Source organism: Solidesulfovibrio sp. DCME (genome assembly GCF_049995385.1).
Lineage (GTDB): Bacteria > Desulfobacterota > Desulfovibrionia > Desulfovibrionales > Desulfovibrionaceae > Solidesulfovibrio.
The window spans coordinates 3,749,786-3,770,130 of the sequence record NZ_CP188261.1; the positions used below are offsets into that span (position 1 = coordinate 3,749,786).

At 42.7% G+C, this 20,345-nt stretch carries 17 protein-coding genes; 4 read left to right on the forward strand and 13 right to left on the reverse strand.

The genetic code is table 11. The annotated features are described in order from the left end of the window. Window positions 1-537 precede the first annotated feature (537 nt). The 5 genes from ACP59X_RS16510 to ACP59X_RS16530 all read right to left on the reverse strand — a co-directional run bounded on the left by ACP59X_RS16510 (window position 538) and on the right by ACP59X_RS16530 (window position 7,687). Complete coding sequence (locus ACP59X_RS16510; protein ID WP_428560407.1) at window positions 538-2,370, reverse strand: replication initiation protein; 1,833 nt, start codon at window positions 2,368-2,370, stop codon at window positions 538-540. A 229-nt stretch (window positions 2,371-2,599) separates the two neighbouring features. Then, a complete protein-coding gene (locus ACP59X_RS16515; RefSeq protein ID WP_428560409.1) occupies window positions 2,600-3,514 on the reverse strand; it encodes a hypothetical protein in 915 nt (304 codons plus the stop codon). Further along, on the reverse strand, window positions 3,504-4,442 hold the full coding sequence (locus ACP59X_RS16520) for a hypothetical protein (protein ID WP_428560411.1): 939 nt from the start codon (window positions 4,440-4,442) through the stop codon (window positions 3,504-3,506). Before ACP59X_RS16520 ends, ACP59X_RS16515 begins: the two co-directional genes overlap by 11 nt. A gap of 18 nt (window positions 4,443-4,460) precedes the next feature. After that, the gene (locus tag ACP59X_RS16525) at window positions 4,461-6,041 is read right to left on the reverse strand and encodes a DUF3987 domain-containing protein (protein ID WP_428560413.1); all 1,581 of its coding nucleotides are present in this window, start codon (window positions 6,039-6,041) and stop codon (window positions 4,461-4,463) included. A gap of 1,013 nt (window positions 6,042-7,054) precedes the next feature. Then, complete coding sequence (locus ACP59X_RS16530) at window positions 7,055-7,687, reverse strand: MucR family transcriptional regulator (RefSeq protein ID WP_428560415.1); 633 nt, start codon at window positions 7,685-7,687, stop codon at window positions 7,055-7,057. Window positions 7,688-8,273: 586 nt separating this feature from the next. Between ACP59X_RS16530 and ACP59X_RS16535 the strand changes: the two genes are divergently transcribed. Then, window positions 8,274-9,419: a hypothetical protein gene (locus tag ACP59X_RS16535; protein WP_428560417.1), complete on the forward strand. Its 1,146-nt coding sequence runs from the start codon at window positions 8,274-8,276 to the stop codon at window positions 9,417-9,419. A gap of 400 nt (window positions 9,420-9,819) precedes the next feature. On the opposite strand, the gene ACP59X_RS16540 is transcribed toward ACP59X_RS16535, so the two are convergent. From ACP59X_RS16540 to ACP59X_RS16550, 3 genes are all read right to left on the reverse strand, one after another. Then, complete coding sequence (locus ACP59X_RS16540) at window positions 9,820-10,200, reverse strand: DUF6573 family protein (RefSeq protein ID WP_428560419.1); 381 nt, start codon at window positions 10,198-10,200, stop codon at window positions 9,820-9,822. Between the two features lie 450 nt (window positions 10,201-10,650). Continuing rightward, window positions 10,651-11,748 carry a transposase gene (locus tag ACP59X_RS16545; protein WP_428559722.1) on the reverse strand — a complete coding sequence of 366 codons (1,098 nt, stop codon included), beginning with the start codon at window positions 11,746-11,748 and terminating at the stop codon, window positions 10,651-10,653. A gap of 98 nt (window positions 11,749-11,846) precedes the next feature. Continuing rightward, window positions 11,847-12,698 carry a hypothetical protein gene (locus ACP59X_RS16550; protein WP_428560421.1) on the reverse strand — a complete coding sequence of 284 codons (852 nt, stop codon included), beginning with the start codon at window positions 12,696-12,698 and terminating at the stop codon, window positions 11,847-11,849. 159 nt (window positions 12,699-12,857) lie between these two features. Here ACP59X_RS16550 and ACP59X_RS16555 point away from each other — a divergent pair, with 159 nt between their 5' ends. Further along, window positions 12,858-13,181, forward strand: coding sequence for a helix-turn-helix domain-containing protein (locus ACP59X_RS16555; protein ID WP_428560423.1), 324 nt, complete (start codon window positions 12,858-12,860; stop codon window positions 13,179-13,181). Between the two features lie 12 nt (window positions 13,182-13,193). On the opposite strand, the gene ACP59X_RS16560 is transcribed toward ACP59X_RS16555, so the two are convergent. Next, window positions 13,194-13,391, reverse strand: a complete 198-nt coding sequence (locus ACP59X_RS16560; RefSeq protein ID WP_428560425.1) for a hypothetical protein — start codon at window positions 13,389-13,391, stop codon at window positions 13,194-13,196. A 40-nt stretch (window positions 13,392-13,431) separates the two neighbouring features. Then, window positions 13,432-13,653 carry a hypothetical protein gene (locus ACP59X_RS16565; protein WP_428560427.1) on the reverse strand — a complete coding sequence of 74 codons (222 nt, stop codon included), beginning with the start codon at window positions 13,651-13,653 and terminating at the stop codon, window positions 13,432-13,434. A 399-nt stretch (window positions 13,654-14,052) separates the two neighbouring features. Here ACP59X_RS16565 and ACP59X_RS16570 point away from each other — a divergent pair, with 399 nt between their 5' ends. Both ACP59X_RS16570 and ACP59X_RS16575 read left to right on the forward strand, forming a co-directional pair. Beyond that, window positions 14,053-14,583 carry a MucR family transcriptional regulator gene (locus ACP59X_RS16570; protein ID WP_428560430.1) on the forward strand — a complete coding sequence of 177 codons (531 nt, stop codon included), beginning with the start codon at window positions 14,053-14,055 and terminating at the stop codon, window positions 14,581-14,583. Between the two features lie 166 nt (window positions 14,584-14,749). After that, window positions 14,750-15,175 (forward strand): very short patch repair endonuclease, encoded by a 426-nt coding sequence (locus tag ACP59X_RS16575; RefSeq protein ID WP_428560433.1) that lies wholly within the window; start codon window positions 14,750-14,752, stop codon window positions 15,173-15,175. Here ACP59X_RS16575 and ACP59X_RS16580 read toward each other — a convergent pair. From ACP59X_RS16580 to ACP59X_RS16590, 3 genes are read right to left on the reverse strand one after another with little or no spacing between them, the layout of a single operon-like run. Next, complete coding sequence (locus tag ACP59X_RS16580; RefSeq protein ID WP_428560436.1) at window positions 15,162-16,076, reverse strand: hypothetical protein; 915 nt, start codon at window positions 16,074-16,076, stop codon at window positions 15,162-15,164. The genes ACP59X_RS16575 and ACP59X_RS16580 overlap by 14 nt on opposite strands. Continuing rightward, the gene (locus tag ACP59X_RS16585; RefSeq protein WP_428560439.1) at window positions 16,073-18,433 is read right to left on the reverse strand and encodes a sensor histidine kinase; all 2,361 of its coding nucleotides are present in this window, start codon (window positions 18,431-18,433) and stop codon (window positions 16,073-16,075) included. Before ACP59X_RS16585 ends, ACP59X_RS16580 begins: the two co-directional genes overlap by 4 nt. Before the next feature lie 5 nt (window positions 18,434-18,438). After that, entirely contained in the window at window positions 18,439-19,695 is a 1,257-nt protein-coding gene (locus ACP59X_RS16590; protein ID WP_428560441.1) for a DNA cytosine methyltransferase, read from the reverse strand. Window positions 19,696-20,345 lie beyond the last annotated feature (650 nt).

Here is a 20,345-nt window from a genome sequence, read left to right on the forward strand (position 1 = left end):
CATGACAATTTTACTACGCTAAATATTTGTTCTGATTATTCGAATATTTTGAAATCTTGAAAAATTTGTCTCGACTATTTATAGCAAGATATTTACTTTTGTTATTTCTTGACAATCACATGGATCGTATTCACATTCAATAATATACGTATTAATTTCTGTCTAACGAAAGAGAAAGTTGCCGAATCGTTTTGAAATCGGTCCCTTTGTCCCGAAATCCACTATAAAATATCCTTAACATTTATATGAAGCATCTAAAATAAAGAGCTATCACTTTTCATCTTTTAAAAATAGGAGACAGTCTAGAAGACGCCATCCTCGCCAAACTTTTAAATCAAATTTTAATGAACCGGTAGCAGTTTGGTATATCAGTTTTTCTCAAGAAAAAAGTATTATTTTAAAAAATATATATTATATTTACCTACTATAAAATAATTAGAATAATTTTAATTATATTACCCAATCTAATACTCAGAGAATATGATCCTATTTATAAATCTGAATATACATTCATGACATATCTCTGGGATCGACACACTACGACTGAGACTTTTTACTATTGATATAATCAATAATTAAATCGCGTCTCGACCTAATAGTGTTGATGCTTTTCCCGCTACTCTTGGAAAGATTCCTATCGCTCAAACTTTCCCCGGAAGCAATCAATTTGTCGATTGTTTTTCGCAAAACATCATCAGTGTTTCTTGCTTTTGCTGTATGCGTATAGCCAGTTCCTAGCAATTTATTATCTTTAACTACTTTCTCTCTCTCTTCTCCGCTTAGCGAAGGATCTATTGGGGCCAATTTCATGACGCCATAGTTTTTCATATTTCTATTGTAACGAGGATCGTCTTTGTGTTTCCAAAACCATTCAGTAACATACTTAGCACGTTCTTCAACCTCGTCACCGTCAAGAGGGCCTCTATCAGGCCAGTGCTCTACAATCTTCGTAGAATTGTAATTGTTCAAATAAATTAATAGAGAGTTGAAGTGACTTGGTTCATCAATCTGCTTTCTAATGTTTGCATTAGACCACATCCTTGCAATATAAAATAGTTCTGGATTTCTTCCTGCGAATATGCCGTTCTTCATATTTCCAAAATACTGTTGTTTGCTTGGTAATTTTACAAAACTAGCTAAATATTTCAGTGTATAGGAGTTGTCATGCCACGAAGTGTTCCAGACTCCAGAGAAAGGATTCTTAATTAAGACATGCGTGAAGTCTTTGTCTGCTTTTAGTTTATCAGTATATGCAAACCGGATGGCGTTGAAATATTCAATCGGTTTTCTGCGAATTTTATTGTCGTTGCTACCACAGGGCCAGTACACAGGGTCTTTCAATTCATATAAAATATGGGAATGTTCATTCTGGGGATTAACGATCACTATTGTTGGCTCTGGAAGGCCAACGGTACTCCATGCATTCGCGGAATCCGCATAGTCTAGATCGAAGCAAAGATAAGATCGTCTAGATTTTGGAAAAGCAAGGTAGACGCCTTCCTTGAAGGCCATAGCTGGATGCGATATTTTGTCACAATGTTTGTCATAGCCCCATAAAATGCTATTATCGAAATGCAATTTAAATCTTCTTTGCGGCGAAGAATCAGAATACTCATCTTCATCATCTTCAAATTCTGGAATGTCTTGCGCGGAATAACAGTACTTAATTTTTGTCCCCGCTAAATCTTCTTCGAGGGGCAAGGCTGCATTGTCTTGAACTGACTCCTTGCGGCATAAATTCAGAACCCATTCGGGGGCGGGACCGATCGGCAGATTGTTTTTTATCCTATAGAATTTAAATGTCACAGGATGTATTGAGCCTGGGGCTACGACCTGGGATCCTAAGCCTTGTACATCAAAGACGACGACACTCATAGAGTGACCAGAAACAATTTCAACACTTTTTTTCTCTTGATGTTTCCTATAAACAAATCCATCTGTCGGATATTTATAATAATAGTGATTCTTGCCGCTCCCCGTCTCGATAGTTAAAGTTTTCTTGAAATCTTCTGAAATATTGTTTCTAGAAAGATACTCTTCAAAATATTCAATATGATCAATGTCAAGGACAATTACGCCACTTGCAGGCCCGCAAGCGACACCAGCATTGTTTCTTATGTAATCTAAGGCGTTGAATTCATCCCTTTCAATACAGGCTTTTGACCAGCCCCATTTGACAGGTGATTTTTCTTTCTTTTTCTGTTCCGGCAAAGCTCTAACTGGAATCAACGAGAAGATTTTTGACAGTTCTTCAAAAACATCAATTCTATCCAGTTCATTGAACTCAGTAAGATTATTTATTTTTTCGACAAGCTCATTCGGAAGCTGTCGAACTGGACTCGCCATATCTTCTTCATTTTGAAAAGACATACCGCCACCCCTGTTAATCACAGTCGAGACAAATGCATTCGACCATTTTAACGTGACTTCTTTTTCAAAAGCAAAATATTATTTTCAAATTTTGACAGTACAAAATACTGATTTCAGCCGAATATATGTCACGGATAATCATCATGTAACTCATTCAATTCAAGGTCCATGCGTAAACACCAACAGCCGCTATGATCTATTGAGTCAGTCTGTTAGTTGTCTGCACTTTCTAAGGGTAAAGCGTGTCAAATCCATTTGCAATATGTGCTTCACGCACACGATCTTGCAGCTTGACAAAGTAATGAGTATTCACCAACTGCCTACAAAAAGTAGAGTTATGGCCATATAGGTCGCGATAAGTTATGCTAAGTTCATTTTTGATATATTCTTCAACTTCAGTGCGATGAGGATAGTTTTCAAAATAAGTCAATGTATTGTTTGGATTGTCTATTTCTTTATCGCGAAAGCGGAGCATTATATCTGGAGTATTGGCATCGTAGGGTTGATTCCAAAAATAAATATATCCAAATTTTTGAGCCTGCGCCCAGTTGCTGCTATCGCTATAGTCGATAGGAATGTCTTTTATGCTGTTATATGCACTCACACCAAGAAGATGCACTTTCCTGCCAGCGTCTTTAATTCTTTTCACAATTTTTGCGACAACTTTCTTGTCCGTTCTGTACTTTGAACTCCCAAGCGAAATCAAAGGATATCGCTTAATGAACTCACCAGCTTCGTCTGTATTTTTTCCTAAATAATCATGGACTACAGGGACAACTCTTTCAATGCCTGCTTTTTCAAGAACATCTTGGTTTCTGCAGTTTTCATCATAGCCATGGTCTGAGAAGTTGACATCAAAGTTAAATATAAAATTGAACTGTTTATTAAATGTTTTGCAATAACATTTAAAACCATCAAGATCGATTTTTTGACGAGCGGCTTCTCCTGCAAAATTGTAGGTAAAAGCGCCGCTGTCCAGAATTAAGTCGTTAATCTTGTCGCGATGCGTGACTACCATGTCATAATAGTCGCCATTGACTGTGCCATAGGATAGCAGGACGTTTATTTCGGCGTCCGGCTTAAGTGTTCTGTATTCAAGAAGAACATCGAGGTCGAACGATGACAAGAAAATCTTAACTTCCACTGCTGTTTACCTGCCCCATCTGAGATTTCAAATATTGAAGCTTGGAGATAGCGTCATCAACCATGGCAATTTCCAAGGCCGGATGTATCTTGCTTGGGTTTTTGTAATAGTCATAGACAGTATCAATGAGCTTCGACAAAATACAAATAAACGATTCATTACTGGCGTGCGATTTACGGTCCCCATGCGCGGAACTTTTGTTGGCTATGCACCTTGTTAGATACTCGTCGATCAATGCTGTTGATCCTAAACTCCTCATATAATCATGATCCTTATCCTCAAAAACACATCCAACTTTTATTGCGCAAAACATCAGGTCTTGGTTGTACGCTATCCCGCCGACAGAATCCTTAGTATTCAAATATTTTGTCAGATCATCAACTTTTTTGCTAAGGGTGGCTCTCTCTTGGCTAGAAATTGATTTTGTTTTTAAATCAATTTCAAATTGACCTAGTAGATTTTTTATCTGCCCTTGTGTGTTGTTTCTATACAACGCATTCAACAAAGGGACAATCCGATCGATTCCAAGAAAATAAATTTTTGTTAAATTGCTTATGCTTTTCTCGTAATGATAAAGCGTTTGGCATTGTTCTAAACGCCTCTGCTTTATTCTGTTGAAAAAATACTTTTTACAAAAACTAGACCAAGAGGGGATGTTGGGGTCGGTGTAATCCTCATCATCATATCTCTCGCGAACATGTGACACTAAGCAACCGATCCGAGACCAGCTATGAGTGCGTGCCTCGGTGTCATGACGACTCATTATGTCAAATTGCAAACAAGCTTGATTAATAAGCCGCGCTTCACTGAAGATGTCTCCAGATGCGTTGATATTTATTTCTATAATTTTAATGGCATTAACATTATTTTTCTTCTTGTAGTCATGTGTGTCGACATAAGATAAATCAAGAACGACTGGCGAAACCACTTGCCACCTCCATACTTATTAAATCAACTTTATCACAGAATTGCCTTTGTTACCTTTTGCAAAGGTGATTGATATTCGCCCTTCATTTTTTAGGTGCCGCAAAATGGCCTCATATTTTTTTGCTCCACCTTTAATTTTATGGCTTTCAATCAATTCGCCCCACGTGCGCTCGCCATTATTGTTGGCAATGTATTCTAAAACAACCTTTACTTGGTCATCAAAACTTGTTCCTGACACATATTCATGGATTAACCACTTTGTAGACATAAACGCGCAATCCACTACCTGGAGTGCATTATAAATAGATTTGTCGTTTATTTCTGTCGATGCAGAATCTTCAGCATATTGCATTAGCATAGCAATCTTGAGTATGTATGGAGACAATCTTCTAAAAAATGGTTCTATCAAATCACTTTTGTCAATTGAAAACTTCTTTGCATACTCTTCAAATTCACCATGTATGCCTTTGTAATACTCTTTCGCTTCCTCTGTCAGCCAATATTTTTTTTCGCGTGGGGCCGTTATTAATAAGTTGAACATTTCTTTTTTTGCGTCATATATTCTTTTACCATTTATTGCCGTTGGCAAGGCTTGGGTAGAGGAGTCTGAAGGAGGTGGCGCAAACAAAAGAAATCTAGCCAAGAAACCGGATTGAATGCTTTCTGATGTGGCTAGCTCTTTAAATGAACTATACGTCATCGCTCCGCACATTGAAAGAAATGGCTTTTCAAGAGCTGTCGTCCCATCAGTTTTTGTGGAATAAGCATACCGCCTTGGCACATCATATAAATCAGTAAGAGTTGCTCTTGCTTGAAGCCCTCTGCCTCCTCCAGCGACAAAGGCCAACCATGTACTGAACTCAGAACTTAATATTAATCCCCCTCCTTTAAATGCGATGCAGTCAAGTAAAGCTTCAAGAGTAATCCTTGAAGGAATAAAAATATTTCTGTCAATTAAATGCACTGGGATTTTATAAAAACAGTCATCGAGACTTAGGCCTTGGCTTTGAATTTCATTCAATGCTATAGTTCCGACAGAATCAACAGCCTTCGTGAAATCATCGTCAAGCTTTTTCCCGGTGCGTATAGAAAGAAGCTCAGCGTAATCCGATAAATTGCCAGGAAGCTTTGGAAAGCACAGTTCATGCAGATCTTGCTTATTAAATACATTTCCTGCATTATACTTTTTGATTATTGCGCTAGCCAACTTGTTAAGTTGTTCGGACGCATCACTTATTATGCTTTCAATTTTATACGCGACTTCATGGGCATTGTTTTGTGTTGTTGTCTTAAAATTTCCGGACTTATTGACCTCAACAATCCAGAGGTTAGGATACAGCTCTTGAAAATATCCTTCATTATTACCGTTCGAAGCAAACCTAGGGATGTATAATGATTTTTGCAAAACAGACGACATCAAGCTTAACGTATTTATTGCAGCCGAAATAATTTGACATCCCGATTCTTCTGTCAACGCCTCAATATAATGTTTCATTACCGGTGGGAAGTTCTGGATATCTAGTTTAATATCTTTCGGAATTAATTCTTTTTTAAGATTTTCAGCAAGTTCAGCAGGTGTCTTTGTAGCGTTTGCGGCCATCTTTGAACTCCTTTAACTCCTACTGGCATGCTCTATTGATCTCTTTGCTTGCGGCCTTGACTCAATCAGTTGCCGCTTTCCAGCCCGGACGCCTCGCAGAAATGATCCTGGCGACCCAGTACGCAGCCGCCTGCGCGTTATGTAGCGCCTCACGCCGCGTCCCCGACCCACGGGATCAGATGGACGGCTTCGCTGGTCCAGGTCCAATGCCCAGGAATGAGTCCCGGCACACGCCCCGCAGCTTTCTGCGCGTTATGCAGCGCCGGTCATCCCATGACTCGCTGTGCCCAGCCGGTACACCGACATGCCGGGACGTGAACGCTTTGGCGCGGCGGCGAACCCTCGATACCCGGGCCGTGGCCGCTCTGTTCCCCAGCCGACTGCCCAGAAATGATCCCAGGTACGCAACCCGCAGGCCTCTGCGCATTGCGTCGTGCCTCGCGAGCACTCATTTTTCGGCTCATTTTCGCCCAGGACCGGCAAGACCGCCAGTCAAGATTTCAAATTCGACAACTCGCACAGCAAAATTAATAAATTCAGTGTGTTGCGTTAGTATCTTGCTTCTCAAGTTTTTTCAAAAATTTCAACATGCTGAATTTCCATGATATCGACGGCTGCGCGGCTTAAGCGACCGTCCAGAGCATCGCCGCCCCCCTGCGAAACGCCCCAAAACGGCCCATTTCGCCCCGTCTCTCGCGTATGGCGTCTAGCCGCTGCCCCCTCGCCGACAACCACAGGATCGCGGCCCTGAACGCGGCTACGCATGCATGCCGACGGCCCAGGCACGAGGCACCAGCCCGGTTCCCTCAAATCTTAATGCGAGAAGTACCTTACAGCCCTGTCAGCCGCAAGTCGGCGCGGCGGCAGAAGCGCATCCTGCCCCAACAGGGACAGGCATGGAGACGGCGACGGCGTCCCTCCTCGCCTCGAGACAGCATCCAGAAAACGAAAAGGCCCGGGACGGTCAAACAACCATCCCAGGCCCAGGCTCACAGTTTAGGCGTGATTACGTGCTACGACTTCGGTGCGTTATCCCCCTTGTCGTCCTTCTTCTCGGGCGTTCCCGAAGCGTTGGCCTGAGGCTTGGCATCGGATTTCGGGGCCTTCGGGGTTTCCTTGGGAGTGGACTTGTCATCGGTATCGATTCCATCCACAGCCTGGGACGCAGCTTCCCTCGCGGCAGCTTCCCTGGCTTGCTTGTCCTTCCAGCGATTGGTCTGTTTCCAGGGCTCGTTTCCCTTGAGCTTGTTCGCACGCTGCTGACGATAAGTCTCCGTCATCAGGCGCTGGGTAGGGGAGTATCCACACAAATTGCGATATTCTTCCGGAGTAATGCCGTGACTCACCCAAAGGTGCGTTTTCGAGATGACGTCAAACTTCTTGCCACAGAGGACACACGTAGCCTTGTCGCCTTGCAGAGCTTGCATGGGGTTAAACTTAAAATCCGCCTGAGTATACTGGTGCTTCTGTTGCTTGTTGTCAGTAGGGCTGACGACATCATCGCTGGCCCCGGTATTGCCTTTTGCGATATCAGCCTTCGTTTTGGAAAGGCTCTTAATGGCTTTGTCAGTCAGCTTAAGTGCGTCATCAATAGAAAGACCAGGGTTGGCTTCCAAGATGACCTTCAGAATAGCTACTTCACTCATTTTATTTTCCTCACACCGTAAAAAGTTCACTTGTCATTGCCCGGCCAGATAATGAGTCGACTGATTTATTTACTCGCTCTTCGCCGCCATCTCCTGTTTGGAGTGATGTTTTCAGTTCGGCCTAGTGATGACATCAATCCAGAGGATACTGTCATAGGCCTCGCCACCAATCACACCGTCAGGTTCACAGCCACTTGATACGACTTTACGGTTTCACAGCTATCGCCCTTAGTTGCCTATACCCCATATCTTGCCCTTGCTCCCGAGGTCCTTTATCTCCTCGAGGGTCGGCGCGGGGTTATGATCTTTTCAAAGGGCCCATGCTGTCCTTTCCCCATTTGCGCGGGGTGGGCGCACCTGACGGCCCCCTTCTAAGCCGGCTAACATTCTGTATCTACTGGCACAAAAGGCTTTTGACCGGGTAGAATCAGGATTATTTTTGCTGGTGATAAAAATAATTCTCGCCTCTCGCCGAGTGACGAGCCTGTGAAGGCGGAAGGGAGCAGGGGCAGGCAGGGCTTAGAGAGATGGGCAGCTTGCGCCGCGCCTCAGTAGTAACGAATTTCCAGGTGGACAGGGGTGTTATATGATAAACAAGACTTTTCCGTTTCAGAAAAAGATTTCTAACGACAAAGTCAATACTATTGGCTTTATTGAAATGCTCCATTGCATTGAAGCATTGAACAATTTGCCAGAAGACACCCCAATGGCGGATACTTTTAAAGACTCGCAATTCTTAGAAAATATAGGTTTTACTAAATTCAAAAATGTTCATGATGCCAATTCAAGCAATGATTCATGGCCGCTAAATAATTGCTATGGCGGCAAAGAGAATTTATTTTTAAAAGTCTTCATCATTTCGTTAAAAAGCCAGCTAAACTCTTCTGTATTTAACGAAACAAAGGACTTGTTAACAAAAGAGCTTGACTCTATCGAGTATGCCATTTCTTACAAAGATAAAGACATTGGAGATTTGCTTATCTCCGTTCAAGAATCAATTTTAAAAACAGGCACAGCCGACACGGAGGCTACCTCGATATTGTACGATCTCTTGCTTAACTATGACATGCAAACCATCGTCAAGGAGCAAAACCCTGAATGGCACTACATCCTGTATTTTTTATTCAAATATATCCCAAAGGACATTGACACTATATGCGACCTGTTTGAAAAACTCAACACGAACAAAGAAAATATCAAAATCAAAACATGTTACGGACTAATTGGTTCTTTTGGAATGAGAATTCTTACTCATTCAATAATACACAATAGCGATCTCAATTCAGCCACAATAAGCAACCTGCGCCGATATTCAGAGCTATTCACGACTACCTTTGACTTGCTGTACTACCTTCCAGTCGCATCAAAAACATACACCAAGAAAGCCTCGGAACTAATTACTTTAACGCTTATAAAGGCTGCCTACAAGCTTGGAACAATAGATCGAGAAAATGATTTTTACACCGAAGAGTCACTAGACCACATGTCTTCACTTGGTACAAGCCATGCGATGAATGAAGCATTTAAAATAAAGTATGAGAATTGCGAGAAACTAGCTCAAGAGGCAGATGATCTATGGAGAAAAGGGGATACGCGACATCACGGCGCCATGGCCGACCACTTATTGCAAACTTCAAAGTACAAAGATCACGTCAGCAAAAGCTTACTTTTACAGCGCCTAAAAGAAGTAGCCAAGAAGTATGGACGTGTTCGAGGAGTCAAAAAGCAATAGCACGATGTATCCCTTGAGATTCAAACTACACCCCCGCGAAGAGGCAAGTTTCCACTCAACCCCCGATTTTCGAATGCGAGTGCTCAAAATCCCGGGGGTTGACTTTTCGATTTCCCACTACGCTTCAGGTTCAGACGAATTTATCACCAGGGGCTCCCACCGTGCCAATTCCTGCCTCAAGACGCCACGCTTCAAAAAATGCGATGTTCAGATCTCCCCTGAAAAATTTTTTGCAGACTCGAACCCTTGGCGCGGGAAAGGAGGCAATTGAGCCTCCAAGTCCTGTCCCTTTACAACGTGCGCATCATGGTCTTTGATCAGCACGCAGCAATTTCATCGTGATTTCGTATGAAATAAGTGCGTGTCGCTTCAAACCCATCCCGCTCACAACACAGCACGATTATTCGTCTTCTGGCAGCATAATGGTCAACACTGGCTCACCGTGATCACCCGGCCCCATGATCGCCAGGACATGGGCGGTGTCCCACCGGCCCGGCTTCATAAGTAACAAGACGTCGAATTCGGCGCGGTCGCCAGCACTGGAAGCTTTCGCCGCGATCAATGTCCGAAAGAGAAGATCAGTCAGACGCCCCTCGAGGGATTGACCTTCTCCTTCCAGCCCGGCCGGCGGCACAAGGTAATCAGCATAGAGGTGGTCAGTGACGCAGGTGTTCACCTTGAAGCCCATCTCGGCTGCTTGCTCGGTGACGTCGATCAACACCCCATCCTCGATGGCTTGTTTCCGTGTGTAGCTGAAAATGATGTTCCATTCTTCGGCCATTTGGGTATCCTCCCGTTGGAATATTGGAATCTCCTGGGAGGATACCCTGGGGCTAGAGGGGAGGTCACGAAATCAATATTGCACCGAAATCATTCTTTTTCAAAGCGTGCACGGCATAAACCATGAAGAACTATCAATGGCCCTCCACTTTCTCTAAATATAGATATCGAAGCTTCTTTAACATCAGGTATGCTTGTTTTTTCGACACGCCCTTCAATCTTGTAATAATTATTCGTCAACTGGTCAATCGAATCAACCATCAACTCAATTGGAAATTTTATATCATATGAGGGTTTTGCAAAAATAATACGAGCTACAGAATTAACACATTCCAACGGGCATGAGTGCTCATTTTTAAACACTAATGTGTTTTAATGCTGTCGTGTTTCTATTTTGCACATAATTCAGAAACGAATATCCTGATTTATGAGTATCAAAATCATATTGTTGCTATACTGTCAACAAACGAATCAATTGATCTGCTGTCAACGCAAGGATGCCAAACATAAGATGAGCAAAGACCTTAGGTCCACCGCGAACCATAAGACTTCTTCCGCCAAAATCATCTTTAAGACGGCTGTTAACACGTTCAGAATTAGTTCTTTCTCTGTATCGAATGCTAGTTGCTGGCTCCATTTCTTTTTTTATTCCATTGCGTCTTTTGTTAAAATCAATAATCGGAACGTGCCCCAATGAACGACTAAAGTCGCGAATTGTTTTGGAATCGTACGCTGAATCCATCAAGTCATAGAGACTTGTTACTCGTTCAGCGGACATTTTTGCCAACGGTATGGCTGCCTGACTATCGTGTAGTGAAGCAGAAGTAAGTATACAACTGATAGGAATTTGACCATCCGCCGAATCAATATGTAATTTATATCCAATCCATCGACGAAAATGCCCCTTACTGCTAGATTTAGCACCGATATCACATGCCATAGGAAGAGTCATTCTGGCTTCGTCGCTAGTCATTTCTATCTGTCGCTCAAGTAGCTTCTTTGTCTTTGGCTTTGTCTTGCTATTAATCGGCCGCCCCCTGCGGCGGCGTTTTTTGGGTTTGGGCGGATTCATTTTTTTAGTTGGTTTTTCTCTGGCGTTAATTTCTGTCGAATCACGACTAATATGCCCAATCAATCGTTCGCTACAATGTAGCCTGACAAGTCTTTCATGGGCATTTTGAGGCAAACCTTTTAAAGAGAATTCTGAAAATGCACGACTAAATACAGATTCATGCGGAATAGTTTTGTGTTCTTCAAAACCGCAAATCCGTCTAAGACTTGGCATCAATTGCAACGCTTCAACGAGAGCCCTTGTGTTAGGAAAATTTAAAACAGCTTTCGCAATAAACGCTCTGGCAATAGCTGCGCGACTATATGATGGCCTACCTCTTCCGAATCGAGGCAAATCCGAAATATGATCTTCTATGCGAACCAACTCAATAATCTCAACGAGTCTTTTCTGCTTATCTGTCAAAGAACCAAACTTTTCTTCTAAACATGGAATCAAAGAACCTTGTATGGCACCGAGGATGCGTGATAGGAGTCTCATGGAAGCTGGCTCGTGTGGTTTTAGTTTAGGTTTGTGGTGAACTCAAACTACCACATAACCAGCTTCCGTTCTACTCCTATCCATACGGTTTTGCAGGATTATTTAGCAAAACCGATTTTTGCAAAACCCTCATATGTTTCAGGCTTCTTGTCCGTATCTTTAATTGTCAGTTCAATTTTGACGAAAGAATCATTCATATCCTTAACGACGAGTTGGCATTTTCCTGCTTCGCCACTTGCCGCGTCCCTGTATTTGCCCACGAACTTACTTCTATTGTCAATTAAGTATTTCTTTTTCGCCTCTTCTAGCTTTTTGCTGGCTATGTCTCCAGCGATCTTGTTCGCTTCGTCAGAATAAATACTACCAACACCAAAGCCTATATCATTAATTAGTTTGTTCTTATATATGTCATCTATGATATGACTTGCGTCTCGCCCTATTATTTTGCCATTCAATACAACTTCGCTGTATGCAAGCTTAAAAGTTTCACTATCGGTGTTGACAAGGAATTGCAAATTAACATCGATGTCGCTACTAACATCTTTAGAATTCAGTTTGCTTATTACATCTCCGGAATATCTAGATTGTAGCCATTGTTTTATGGTAGACTTGGAATCAATCTTCCCATTAAACTCTACGACTCTCCGTCTTTGCTGATCTTCAAACTCTTTCCAGCTGGTCGACCTAAAATATTTATAATTATCCAAAGCGTTCCCGACAGTGGTTGAGCCGTCAATGTTCAAAGTTCCAGACTTTACTATTCTGATCCAATGACCTCCAGAGGATCCGACGGCGATAAAAGACAACGGGATTGCAACAACAAGACAAATCAGAATAAATAACTTATTTTGTAAAAGTTGCAACGACTTGTCTTTCATTTTTACGTTAGCGTTTACAACTTGAACCAGCTGAGCATATTCGCTCTTCAACATATCCAAGAACTTGCCCATAGCGACCTCCCTAATGTTGCGCTAAATATTGAGTATTTGACCACAGCAATGTCGGCCCACCCGCAAAATAGGTAATTTAATTCCTATTTTCAAGAGAAAAGGGTAAATAGTCTGGTTCGCCCCTTGCCGCCAGTCCCGTATTGGTATGCAGGGGGAGAAATGGCTAATATCCATGAAATACTGGGGAAAAGAATCCAGTTGCTCCGAAAGAAAGCCGGCCTGACCCAACTGGAACTGGCCGAAAAGGCCAATTTATCCTTGAAACACCTCGGGGAAATCGAACGCGGCCGGGGCAATCCCACCCTGGAAAGTCTTCACAACTTATCAGTCGCGCTCGATATCTCCCTAATGAAGTTATTTGACCTCGAAGTTAATCTGCTCACAACAAAGATGACGGAAGAACTTGCCATAGATATTATTCAATCAGCATCGCCGAGCGACAAAACAAAGATTCTTAAGATATTAACGGCTCTGACAGAATAAAGCTGTCAGCCATTAATCGTAAAACTTCGGGTCACTATCCCTGACCTTCAAATCTTTGAACCGACCGCGAACCTTATTTTCTTCCTTTCTGATTGCGTTTCGAACGTAATCGTGTCCAACAATGACACCACCGCCGTGAGCGATTGTTTTGAACACGCTTCCAATAACGACACCCAAAGCAATTCCAGCGACAAATTTAAAAAGTATCATATCTCGAACCTCCATGAAAGCAGATTAAAGGACCACAACTTCAGTCATTGCCTTTCGAATCGACAACTAACTGATCAAGATATTCTTTGAAAGTTTCCGCGAGATGCATGCCTATCTCTGCCCACCGTCGCACAAACACCCCCTGCACTCCTGAATCTGCAGCGCCCATGACATCAAAAAGGTGTTCGATGGGCTGGAACCGCTTTGTGATCTCTTCGATCAGCTCGAGCGTCTTGGCATTGGATTCTGCTTCGGTCGGCATGCTCACCTCGTGGCCCAGGAGATCGGGGACCAGGGAAGGATACCCTCGGGGCAAGGGCCAGGTCACGGGGCTGGGCAGCCGATGGGGAGACCGGGGCAAGCGACAGCGTCGCCGGAAGAATCGGACTTTGGGCCTAGGCGGCCCACCCTTGCGTTTTTGAGGGGAGGGGCCAGGGCGATCTAGCCCACACGAGGAAAGCCCCAGGACGGGGCCGTAGGGCGCGAATCCAAGGGGTGCCCAGAGGGCCGGGACCGGGGATACTGGTCGACCGGCCCCATAGGGGCAACAGAATATCAATTAATGAGCAAAGCTCATGAACATAAATTTCATTTCACGTTGACAGAAAGTGACCTTAAAGCTATCTGCCGAAAAGATCATTCAGCTATAAAGGAGTTCACCATGATCGATAAAGAAATTTGGGCAGAGGCTTTAAATCTGGCGAAAGACCAACTCCGCCACGGCAAAGTTCATTTCAGCGAGCTGGAAGTCGTAACGAAGAGCATTTACGAAAAACTGACTGCTCTCAGCGCCGGTCCTATCATTGATGTTCAGGCAGAACCCATGAAGCAAATCGAAGCTCCACAGCATGTGAAGACCAAGATGGTTGTCAAGTGTGCTGTCTGTGGCGAAGAATACAAAACGTTAACTGAAAGGCACCTCAAGACTCACGGCATGACTCGTAAGGAGTACATGAAAAAATTTGGCATCACGAAGAAAGATATGTCTGTGAAAGTGGCGCGCAAAACTCCTAAAGGAGAAGACAACCCGCTGAATCAAATGTATTCGATTATGAAAGAATTTGAGATAAAGCGAGGCGACGTCATCCAATTTATCAAGGACAAGGGTTATGACAACTTGAAAGGACTTGTCGCTGCTGCCAAAGAAAAGAATGTGGGGATTATTGAGTTGCTGAAAGCGACTGACAATTAAAACTATCCGGTGAAGAACCTGAGAAAGTCCACGTCGCTTACACAGACTGGCTGGCGTGGACTTTCCACTTGTCGTAGCAACATTCTCAACGTTTAGCAGTCAGTCCTCAAGGAAAGAATAACGCAAAAACGAGTTGACTTCTATAAATAACGAACAGAACAAATCCATGGACCACTTAAGCAAAGAAAAACGAAGAGCTCTAATGTCGAGCATTCGTGGCCGCAACACGAAGCCAGAGAAACTAGTCCGCTCTTTATTACATCAAATGGGGATCAGGTTTCGGTTGCACAGAAAAGACTTGCCAGGAACTCCGGATATTGTTTTGCCAAAGTATCAAACTGTAATTTTCGTTCATGGTTGTTTTTGGCATAGACATACTGGATGTTCTCAATGTAGATTTCCAAAGACAAATACAGCCTTTTGGGAAAAAAAATTAAATCAAAACGTCCTGAGAGATACAGAGGCTGCTACAGCTCTCGAACAAATGGGATGGAGAGTGTTAATTATATGGGAATGTGAAACAAAAAACCTTGATATTCTCAGAAATACTTTTTTTGAAGAACTCATAGGACCAACCATCACACGGGGTTAGACCGATGACTAACCTTTAAAAGTAACTCAAAAAAATTGTCACGATGCTTGATTATTTCCCGCCGCAATTCCAGCGCATTCTCTGCTGAAAATTTTTCATTTCTTCCACGAATGACCTCACTTCCATTTTCCACTTCAGATCGACCGTGCGCTAAATCATTTCTGCGCTTCAAAATATTATTATATTCGCGACAAAGATCACGAATACCTTGAGAACATTCGACAGACTTCGCGACACCTTGAACCATAACGAGGCGTTTTGAGGAATCAATTACAGCACAAGACAAGCAATCATCTAGACTGGCCGCATTCGTAGCCATTTCTTCGAGTTTTTTAACAGACTTTGAAGCCTGATCCTTTGCTCGATTTAAAAACTTCTCAACAATTTTCGATTGTTCACCCTCATCAACCGAAGAGTGGTGGCTACGAACAATATCTTCCAATGTGGTATCAATGTCAGCCACCTCTGCCATCACAAGCCCACGCATATTCGTTAGATCCATCACCTTGCGAATCGTTAATTCAATAATATTTTTTACTTTCTCTTGGAAGTTCGACGAACGTCCAGCCCAGTATACGCCCTCCAAAGGCTCTGTTCTTATATGCTCATGTAGCTTTGCATTGTCTGAAGAATAAAACACTATTTCTGTATTTACATCGAGGCTGCGAATCCTATTAATAATTTGAGTTCCAATCACGGAAGCGCTTAATTGATAATCCATCAAGACAAGATTCCAGCGAGAATCTCTTAAAAACTCATCTTTTAATTCATCTGCGTCACCAAAGGATGAGACTTCAAGTTCAAACCCTTTGTCTTTAAGAAATTCTTCAAAGTCTTCCCTTGCGCTATCAACAAATTCCTGAGAATCCTCAAACCACAAAATATAATACTTTAGCCTCATTTTATTATCCTCATCAGCAAAGCAAAGCCGTTGAAATGAGATTCGGTCAGCACCAAAGAACCACCAATCGACGACACAATTTGTCGTGCATGATAAAGTCCAATACCGGATCCGTTTGTTGTAGTTACACCTCGCTCAAAGACTGATTCGGGATCGGCAATCTCTGGGGCAATTCCATGTCCATCATCGTCAAAAACTATTGACAACGCCGATTTCCCTTCATCAATAAAACGTACATAGAGATGTTGTGCACCAGCCTTCTGTGAATTGCTAATAAAACTGTCTATCAATATTATAATCTCTAGCGGTTTAAATTTTACCACAAAGCCACTATATTCGCCAAGCAGTTCAAGTCCAAACCCTGGAAATAACTGTGACTCACGAACTTCCTCAATATATCCAACAATAAATGCACATAGATCAGCATCTGTAGCAAGAGCCTTAACTCTAAAATTTGCAAGAGTAATAAGCTTCGCGACCTTAAGAATTTTATTGTTTAAGCTCGAAATTCTTCTCAAAACAACAAGCAATCTCTGCCTATCGACTTCTGGAGAGCTAATTATTCTTATAGACTTCGAGATGTCATTCTCAATAGTCGTTGACCAAGTTAATATTTGATGGCTCAGATCAATAACATCATCAACATCTCGATTTCGACTTGCTTTTAGAAATAAATTTTCTTCTTCACGCTGACGAGCAAAGCGAATAGCCTCGTCGCGTTGCCGGATTGCTTGTATCTTCTCGACATTTGTCTTAAGAACTAAACTGCGGGCTTCATCTCGTTGCCCCTTCATCTCCCGCATTCTTTCAGCGGCCTTGGTCAAAAAAGATTTAAGATTAGCTTGAGGCTCTGCATCGATGCGAACTGCAACCTGTTCAAACCGCTCTATAAATTCTTTAGCCTCCGTTTCTTGCTGATTTCCAAGCATTTCAATAAGACGTGGATCAAACTCCAAAAGCTGAATATCATCAGACTTAGTTCCTTGCGCAATTAAGGCTACCAATACATCCAATATCCTCTTTTCTTTTACATTTTCTGATTCAATATATTTTTCCCCAATAATTTCATTTCCAGAGACCAGAAGCTTGCCTGCAAGCTTTTCAACTTCAACATCTTGTGAAGCTCTATCCCACGCCAGTCCCTGAACAACATATTTTTCAAGTTTCTTATGAACTGAATAAAAAAAACCATCCTTAGTATTAGTCAACTCTTCAAAAGCCCGACTTTTAACTACACCCTCTCGGCTGGATATTATTCTCCACTGTCCATCATGATCATTAACTTCAATACGTCCAAGTACTTCTCGCGCCCCCAAAAGCTTCTTCATCCCTTGGGCTTTGCGGTTATCAAGCCTCAACCAATCATTTCCTCTATTTCCATAAGGCGAGACACGAAATCCGTTGAGAAAAAGAAAAATAGAGCCGTAATCAATAGAAGACATCCCTGTAGAACGATGAAAATACGCTTTGTGATACTGATTTAAAAAGTAGATAACAATATTTATATCTTTTAAATTTTTATAGTTATTTTTTTCGATCAAGGTAAATAGGCGCTCGCCACGATGATAAAGTTCGGTAGTAATGTTATCTCCCTTGTGGTCGATAGCAGCTTCAATATATGATGTTCTGAAGCCCAAATTTCGAAAAACGGTATTTTTTACAAGACCAGAGACGCGTTTGCTCTCTTCTACGGGGTTGTCTGCAGAATCAAGCTGCGCACAATCAAGAAAAATTGAAAAACTATTTTTCTGGAAGCCTTGATTCGGGTTAGCAAACCTTTCCAAGTCACGCCTTAAACTAAGTAATTTAGCCCTGTCCCATTTGGATCGAAGTCTAGCTATGATCAAAGTAGTTCCCGAACCATCAACGGTTTCCCATTTTGCTTTATTTTTAAACACTTCCAAAGGAACTTCTTCGTAATCAACCGGAACAGACATTATCTGTTTATCTTGCTCAGCATTTTCAAATCGTTCCCAGAACACTTTGAGGTGAATATATTTATCACCGGCTTTATGGGTATATAGATCGAGATGTTCACCAAGCCGATCGCAGGAGAATCGGCCAACTCCCTTATTCCCTGCCTGAATACGATCTTTTGGATGGAATTCTCGTTTTTCTGAATAAGCGATATTCAACCACTTATGCTTAATATCATCCAGAGACATGCCACAGCCATAATCCTTTATCACTAGCTGTCCTGGATAATTAATATCTAGAAAATCGATAGAGACACTTGGAGAACCTGCATCATACGAGTTTTTTACTAACTCTATAACGGCAATGTTATCATCATTAATCAAATCACGGCCAACAACGTTCTTAAGCTCCGCGTTAACTTTAAAAAAGAAGTTTTCCATAAGCTTCATGAGATAGTAGCAAGTGTTAAAATGACCTTGCCCAAAGCCTCCGCAAGCAACGGTGGGACCGCATTCCCAACTTGGGTATACCGAGGACATTGTGTTCGGCGGTCAGTATTCCCAGTGGTATAACGCCCTTTAAACGAAAACCAATCTGGAAAAGACTGCAACCTAGCCATTTCCCGTACAGTCAAAATCCGTGGCTCAGAATAATGGACGACATCATCCGGCAAAGTTGTGACCGTTGCCGCGACACGATCAGGATGCAACGGCACAGTGTGGTGCTTTCGAAGCCCGAGCTTTTCTCTATTCTGACGACTTATTGTCTTACCTCTTTCACAAGTTTCTAAAATAAGCTTGAATTTTTGAATAACTTTTTCGCTATGTTTTGGAAGACGAAGACAGTCAGGAGACGTCCCGTTATGACCAGCACGCATCAACATCTGGTATGACGACAAATCCCTGGGGACTGTATAACAAATCTGCATAAATCCTGGAACACTTGAATCCTTACAAGGGACTAACTTCTTGCCTTCCGTTTCCAAATCAGAGAGGGCCATTTTGGCTGTTATATCTCCAGCCAATGGAAGTCCTTTAGATAATCGGAACTCCTTGACAGACCTATGAAATAAATCAAAAGGAGAGAGTCCATTCAAAGCACTGAAGGCAGCATCTTGTTTCTTGACTGCTATCATTACCAGCCTTTGTCTCAATTGAGGGACACCAACTTCTGATGAAAAAACAATTTCATGGAATATTTCATACCCCAACTCTTTTAATGAATGAGAAATCAATTCAGCATGCGAAGGGGCTCGAGAAAGAATTCCATTAGGTTTTTGTTTTACAAAACCGCAAGTAAATCCCCTCACATTCTCTATCAAAATAAATCGTGGCTGTATCAGTTTAACGACTTCAACATATTTTATTGGAAGCATATTCCTCGGATCGTTCGGATTTCTCCGCCCGGCAAAGGAAAAACCTTGACACGGAGGGCCTCCCGCTACGAGTACAACCTTACCTTGTAAGCTTTTAAGATTTTCCTTATAGTCTTCTAAAAAATCATCAATCGTGTGCGGCTTTATTTCCAGCCACCCTGGCCAAGAAAATCCCTGACGGGAGGGATGATACAAATTATGCCACAAGGTTTCAAAAGCATCAGGGCTTTTTTCTATAGCAAACAACCCTTGCCAACCAGCAGTCATTAGGCCAAGAGAAAGGCCTCCACAGCCCGAAAAGAGATCAACAAACGTGGGCCCTGTCATTTAGGATTCACCCGGCTCATATAAGGTCTTTGGTAAAATAACCGCTCCGATATGTCCAGCTTTGCTAGGATATTTGCAGAAAAAGTATACAATTACAATCGGCAAAACCAGCCGGTCAAGGCCTAGCAAGAAATGGGCCAGCAACAAAGACACGCCTCGATGATGAGGATCAATATTTAGGCGAAAAACAACGCGCAGCCGTCTGCGCAGTGTGTCGCGCCTCACCACGCCCTCATTTCCCGGCTCATTTCGCCTCGGCGGCCCGGCCCAGCCCGGTGCTTAAAAATTTCAAATTTCGACAAATTCGGCGCATCCTACCGGAATCACATGCTATCCACGCGAAATTCTCGTTCAAAATCGTTCAAAATTTTTCAACATGCTGAAATTCTGAACTATTCCAGAATATCAGCACCGACACCAGCTAAGGTGGGACGAAACGGGTGGGGTGGACCGGATGACAGGGGGATTTGGGATTGCGGATAAATCCTGTGCCCTGACACTTAGTTTTGAAGGGGGAGCGATCCGGGATATGCCGGGAGAAAGTGGGACATGCTGGGACGGGAAGGCCCGGGCCGGGCGGGTTTTCGGGTTGTCAAGCGTCGTCGGGGGCCTGTGAAGCGAGACAGGGCCGACGACGCTTAGTTTTGGTC